This window comes from Methylobacterium sp. J-092, assembly GCF_022829325.1.
GTDB lineage: Bacteria > Pseudomonadota > Alphaproteobacteria > Rhizobiales > Beijerinckiaceae > Methylobacterium.
In genome coordinates this window covers 1-5,111 of record NZ_JAKSXU010000152.1, presented here as the reverse complement: position 1 = coordinate 5,111, position 5,111 = coordinate 1, and the positions used below count along the sequence as shown (strand labels likewise).

Annotated in this window: 5 protein-coding genes and 2 pseudogenes; 5 read left to right on the top strand and 2 right to left on the bottom strand. The window is 56.9% G+C overall.

Going from position 1 to position 5,111, the window contains the following annotated elements:
* Positions 1–128: pseudogene (locus MKK60_RS18790) on the top strand (IS5/IS1182 family transposase); the annotation flags it as partial.
* 802 nt (positions 129–930) lie between these two features.
* On the opposite strand, the gene MKK60_RS18785 reads toward MKK60_RS18790, so the two are convergent.
* Positions 931–1,527, bottom strand: a complete 597-nt coding sequence (locus tag MKK60_RS18785) for a recombinase family protein (protein WP_243988147.1) — start codon at positions 1,525–1,527, stop codon at positions 931–933.
* Between the two features lie 265 nt (positions 1,528–1,792).
* Between MKK60_RS18785 and MKK60_RS18780 the strand changes: the two genes are divergently transcribed.
* Together MKK60_RS18780 and MKK60_RS18775 are read left to right on the top strand one after the other, a co-directional pair.
* Complete coding sequence (locus tag MKK60_RS18780; RefSeq protein ID WP_243988146.1) at positions 1,793–2,035, top strand: AbrB/MazE/SpoVT family DNA-binding domain-containing protein; 243 nt, start codon at positions 1,793–1,795, stop codon at positions 2,033–2,035.
* The gene (locus MKK60_RS18775) at positions 2,032–2,424 is read left to right on the top strand and encodes a type II toxin-antitoxin system VapC family toxin (protein WP_243988145.1); all 393 of its coding nucleotides are present in this window, start codon (positions 2,032–2,034) and stop codon (positions 2,422–2,424) included. The genes MKK60_RS18780 and MKK60_RS18775 overlap by 4 nt, the downstream gene beginning before the upstream one ends.
* 232 nt (positions 2,425–2,656) lie before the next feature.
* Here MKK60_RS18775 and MKK60_RS18770 read toward each other — a convergent pair whose 3' ends face one another.
* Positions 2,657–3,460 carry a hypothetical protein gene (locus MKK60_RS18770; protein ID WP_243988144.1) on the bottom strand — a complete coding sequence of 268 codons (804 nt, stop codon included), beginning with the start codon at positions 3,458–3,460 and terminating at the stop codon, positions 2,657–2,659.
* Between the two features lie 606 nt (positions 3,461–4,066).
* Here MKK60_RS18770 and MKK60_RS18765 point away from each other — a divergent pair.
* Both MKK60_RS18765 and MKK60_RS18760 read left to right on the top strand, forming a co-directional pair.
* Positions 4,067–4,408 carry a hypothetical protein gene (locus tag MKK60_RS18765; protein WP_243988143.1) on the top strand — a complete coding sequence of 114 codons (342 nt, stop codon included), beginning with the start codon at positions 4,067–4,069 and terminating at the stop codon, positions 4,406–4,408.
* Between the two features lie 42 nt (positions 4,409–4,450).
* Positions 4,451–5,111: pseudogene (locus tag MKK60_RS18760) on the top strand (hypothetical protein); the annotation flags it as partial.

Below are 5,111 nucleotides of genomic sequence, written 5' to 3'. Positions count from 1 at the left end.
GCTTCGGCTGGATCGCCCGCTGCCGCAGGTTGGCTCGCGACCACGAGGCTACCCCGTCCTCTGCGCTCGCCTTCTTCGTCCTCGCCGCAGCCATGATCCTCGTCAGACGGATCGCCCGAGCTTTATGAAACAGGGTCTGACGGCCACCCAGCTGGATCGACGCCATGGGTCGCGATGAAAGCCGCTGGATAACCAAACACAAGCATTGCCAAAAAGATTAAGAAGGCAAAAATTGAGCGAGGAAGTAAACCAGTGCGATACATGCAAAAATTCTCTTTGAGCAGAAGCGGTTACGAAATTTTATTGATATTTATTTATAAAACGTCAAAACTGTCGAATTAAACCAGAACATGGAGTTGGACAGGATTTTTAGAAAGCGAGCTGAGAAATGCCACCGAGATCCATCGCAGATCTGAAAGTCGAAACATGTCGCAATATTGAAAATGCCCGTAGGCGGGATCCAAACTACTCTCATTCAGTTGTGTCGCAAATCATTAATCTATGTACAGATGTACAGTCGATAAGCGGTAATGTGAGCCGCTTAGAAGCTCCGGAGGCAACTGGTGCGATCATCGAACTAGCGAGGTTGGTTGAATTCACTGAACTTCCCACGCATCCTCACGAGAAAATTTCAGTCCTATCCGAACTTAATACACACCTGCAGACCGCAGCGCACGATAATAATCTGAGGCCTGCGATAACAAGCAATGTACTATTATTACTTAGAATTTTAATTTTTTATGCAAGTGAGGAAATAAATCCGCAAATGCTAAGGCGGCACATCGAAAATTCTAATAGAATTGTCGTGCATGCATGATAGATATGTGACTTTGATCGCTATTTGACACTGATTATCAGCGGTCTTTGTCACCCTGAATCCTGGGCACCAGTGAGGTGTGAGCCCGGTGCCGAGCGCCGTGCGATGACCGCTCAGGCTGTCACGATAGCAAGGGCAGCGGGCTGGCGCTCCAGGGTGCGGTAGACGGTCGGCCGGGAGATCGAGAACAGCTCAGCCAAGTCACTGATTGCGTAGTCGCCCGTGTCGTACATCCGGCGCAGCTCCTTCTGCTGCCGATCCGAGAGCTTAGGCTTTTTGCCGCGCAGCTTTCCCCTGGCGCGAGCCACCGCCATGCCCTCGCGCGTACGCAGCCGGATCAAGTCCGCCTCGAACTCGGCGAATGTCGCCAGGATGTTGAAGAACAGCTTGCCCATGGGGTCGGTCGGGTCATGCACGCTGGCGCCGAGCTGGAGCTTCACACCCCGGGCCGCGAGCGCGTCGCCGATCGCGCGCGCGTCCGGCACCGATCGGGCGAGCCGGTCGAGCTTGGGCACGACCAGGGTGTCGCCGCTCCGGACTGCCGCCAGCGCCTGGTCGAGGCCCGGACGCGCCCGGTTCGTCCCGGTGAAGCCCTTGTCCGTGTAGATGCGATCTGTTGCCACCCCAAGCTGGACCAGCGCTTGGTGCTGGGCCGCGAGGTCCTGCTTGTCGGTCGAGCAGCGGGCGTAGCCGATCAGCACATGTGTCATGAGCTAGACTGTAACGCAAACGGCCCCCCCACTGCAATTCTAATCGTACCAAGCTATTGAGACGAAGCGCGTGCAGGCGGATCGAGCTGACACGGGCGTTTCGGTACCATGTCCGTTCACCGATCCCCTTGCGGACACATATGCAAAAGCGCCACGCAGCCGAAGTGAGCCAGCTCCTGGCGGAGCTGACGTTCAAAGTTCTTTCTGGCGTGGATTGAGGCTTGTGGCGTAAGCTAGCGCCTATGGCACACGGTGGAGACGTCCCATGAAAGCGAGGGTGATGCCCGATGGGCGCGTCAGCCTGCCGGCCGATTTGCGGAAGCGCCATGGCCTTGCTCATGGCGGTGAAGTCATTGTCGAGGACACCGGCGACGCCATCGTGCTCCGGACCCTCGATCAGGTCGTCGCCCGGGCGCAGGCCCTAAGCCGCAGGCTGGTCGGTGACACGGCAGGCGCGTCCGTGGCGGACTTCCTCGCGGATCGCGCTCGTGAGGTCGAAGCCGAATGACGGGCGTCGTCCTCGACGCGTCTGCGCTGCTCGCCCTGCTGCTGGCGGAACCGGGGGCGGACCGGGTGAAAGCCGGCCTCGACGGGTCGGTCATGTCGACCGTCAATCTGGCCGAGGTGGTGAGCCACTACGCCAAGCTTGGGGTAGCGCGCTCCGATATCGAAGCGCTGCTGCGTCCCCTGCCGATCCGGTGGGCTCCCGTCGATGCCGCGCTGTCGTACGAGGCCGGCATGCTACGCCCCCTCACCGTCGAGGGGGGGCTATCGCTCGGGGATCGCTACTGCTTGGCTCTCGCCAAACGTGAAGATCGGCCGGCGCTTACCGCGGAGCGGCGTTGGTCGGCGATCGCCGAGGCCGCCGGTGTCGTCGTCGAAATGATCCGCCGATAAACGCTTTAAAATACCAAGTTGAGGGTGGAGATACGGTCGCAACCGACGCGCATGTCGGGATCGTGCCAAACTGGCGTTTGTCCGGCAGTAGAAAAGCTGACACGGTTGTCCGACGGAAACAGGCCGTTTGAGGCAGCTCGCAACTCACCTCGCTAGATCGTCGGGAAACCGGTCGCTTTCCTGACAATCAATTATAATAAAAAGTCAAAAGAATTTCATTGTAAAATAAATGTTATTTATCAGATTTTTTGGCAGGTTGCCCTGATGCCCTTGGGACTGTGGAAATATCCCCACCATCGATTCTTAAACTACCAACCATCAAATCTTGAGCTCTTACAATAAGATTTGGATCTAGTTGGCCTATAGGACCGCGTAAGCCACTGTTTGGGCCACCAACATTATGTAAGATCACAGGCGGCCCTGAAGGAGAGGCTTTTCGAGTTAAGTTCTCTATTGAATTACTAAGATTAGATAGACTTCTTTCTACTAGTTCCAAGCGTGCAGCAGTGGGATCTTGATCGCTTTTCGTTTGTGCGGCTGCGGTAACTCCCAACAATCTAACAAGCGAATTAACGCTATGACTTGATCCGCTTAATGTGTCCTTGATCATTTCAGTCAGCTCTTTGCGAGCTTTCACTACCGTCTCATATCGTCTATCGCTATAATACTCTAAATATCTAATTGAATTTATATCGAATGGATCCTTAGTTCTTTCGTCCTTCATTATGACAACTGGCATGTCAAAAGCCTGCCTGAATCCAAGTTCAAACATGACGTTTGGATTTAGGTCACTAATATCGCATATCGCTATTGGCGCATTAAGCAGCTGAGAAATTATTTCAAGTGGAATTATAACTGCGCTTTTAGAATTGCTTGCAAGTCTTGGTGTGTATCCAGCATCTACTATAGCTGGTGCAATAATCTGCTCGTATACCATCCCAAAATGTCCGACGGGGTAACCTTCACGATCGGCAATTGGCATAATAACAAAACAATCAGGGGCCGCAGGCGGTGGGGTATTTTCAGTTTTTGTCATTGCCTGTCTTTTTTCTGCCCGATGTGTTTTTAATTTATCGCCAATAAATCGCGATTGTCACCCCCTTTTGAGGCTGCGCGGATATCATCATCATCCAAATGCCAATTCCGGTAAATCCAGGACTTTTCGCATAAGCGTCAGTATGGGACCGTCTATCACGCAAACGCCCGTTTCCGTAACGCTCGATGCGCGTGCGCCAGCCACTCGCCTAAGTGACCAGACCGGCTGGCTTTGAGCCGGGTCGATTGTGAGTGCATATCGCCCCCCCAAGCTTGCGGGAGGGCAAGGCCTTACGCAATCTCACCGCGCTAGGATCCTGCCTCGTATGTCGGTCGAGTCGAACTGGACCTCAGCTGCTGCAGAGTAGATGTGCCTGAGGACGGGTGTGCTGGAAGCACCGCGGGTCTCTCACTAACGCCGAGCCGTCACCACCGAACGCGGCCGCTCGATCCTGAAACATCACGCCGCCGTGAACACAGCGTCGCCCCAATTACAGTTCCAGTAGGAACACGAGTCACCCGTACGTGGCGACACGGATCCGTCGTATCACGCGACAGCCTCGTCCGCGCGTTCGGTTACAACCCTGATCGAGACTGAGGTGGTGCTATGCTGTTCATCTGGTCAGGCTGGGGGATCTTGGCCGTGCCCGTGATTATAGGTACCGCCGTTGTCGTCGGGGCGCTGGGTGGTTTCGCGTTACGCGCTGTCGGCCATCCGGATCTAATGTTTCTTGCCGTCAGCCTCGGCCTTTTCGCCGCGGCGGCCGCAAATTGGCTTGTTGGCCGGCGCCTCAATGGCGCGCCGCCACGCGAACTCGTCGACCCAGCCACGAACCAACGCGTCCTGTTGCGCCGACGTCATGCGCTGTTTTGGGTGCCGATACAGTACTGGTCCTTACCCGTAGCGCTCGCGGCCTTCGTGCCTCTGCTTGCTCTACGCAATCTCTGAACGCTGTGATCTGCGAACCGTACCGTAGCTAAGGATTGAAGTATGACGATCGTCGGTGGGGTGCCCGGGCTGCGCTATGGCCTTGCCGTCGCTTGGCTCGCCGTCGCGCTGGCCACGCCAACCATGGCCGTGAGCCCGGTTACACCGGTCGACGTCGAGAGCTGCGAAGCGTTCCTGGCTGCCTACGCGCAGTGCGCAGCTAGCCCTGGCGTGCCGGAAACCGTTCGCCCGAACATCCGGCAAGGCATCAACACCATGCGCGATAGTTTCCGCGAGGCGGTTGCTCGCAACGAGGCCGCTCGTCCGATCGTCGCTTACCAGTGCGCCCAGGCGCACGAGGCTGTGCGAAAGAGCATGGTCGACGCCTTCAAGTGTGATTTCCCCGTGTTGCCACCAGCCTCCCAGGCGCTGCTGCAGACCCCACCGACGGCAACGGCCGGACGAGCACCAGCCCAAGCGCCCGTCCGGGCTGCGCCGCCCCCGCCAAGCCCAGAGGCGCAGGAGCAAGCCAAGGTGAACGCCTACACCGAGGCGCAGAACCACCTTGTGCGATCCCATCCCCTGGAGCGCCAGCTTGCCGCGTACCGACGCGACAACGAACGCGTGCTCAAGCTCGGCACGAAGCTCGGGGCCAATGCGTGGTACCACTTCGGCATCGTCGATTTCGATGGGGTGATCGACGAGTTGGAAAAAGCGACGGCCC